This window comes from Roseibium sp. AWQ4_290, assembly GCF_056160985.1.
The window spans coordinates 1-433 of record NZ_JBSWYG010000063.1; the positions used below are offsets into that span (position 1 = coordinate 1).

The following is a 433-nucleotide window of genomic DNA, read 5'->3' on the forward strand; positions in this document are numbered from 1 at the left end:
AGATCACCCCGCCGACCGCGGAACACGAACAGGTGCCCAGAATAAGGATCTTCCGCGAGAACCTGTTCGGCTTGTGCGGCCAAAGAGTTGAAGCCGCGCCGCATGTCCGTCACACCGGCCGCCAGCCAAACTCGGGTGTTCGATGGAACCGGGATCACTCCATCAAACCCTGAACCAGTCCCATCACCGCGGCCAGGGCCGTTGGGCCTTCGATCAACACCCTTCGGCCATCCGAAAGGGTAATATCAACCCGGCTTGCACAGACAGGTTCCGGGGGCGGGACAACCACCCCTGGCGGGGCAGGGCAAGCTGCCGGGGCCAGTTCCAACTCAACGAAAGACGCTTCCTCGACGTGGCCCGGATCAACTGGCATTCGCGCAAACCGGGGATCCTTCAGCCAATTGTGGATCATATTGGCATTCGCAGAATACCG

Annotated in this window: 2 protein-coding genes; both read right to left on the reverse strand. The window is 61.0% G+C overall.

Features of this window, described 5'->3' with window-relative positions; genetic code table 11:
• The coding region (gene tnpB / locus ACXAH0_RS25140) for an IS66 family insertion sequence element accessory protein TnpB (RefSeq protein WP_475196039.1) at positions 1-158 on the reverse strand (158 nt) is incomplete at its 3' end.
• The coding region (locus ACXAH0_RS25145) for an IS66-like element accessory protein TnpA (RefSeq protein WP_475196034.1) at positions 155-433 on the reverse strand (279 nt) is incomplete at its 5' end. The genes tnpB and ACXAH0_RS25145, both read right to left, overlap by 4 nt.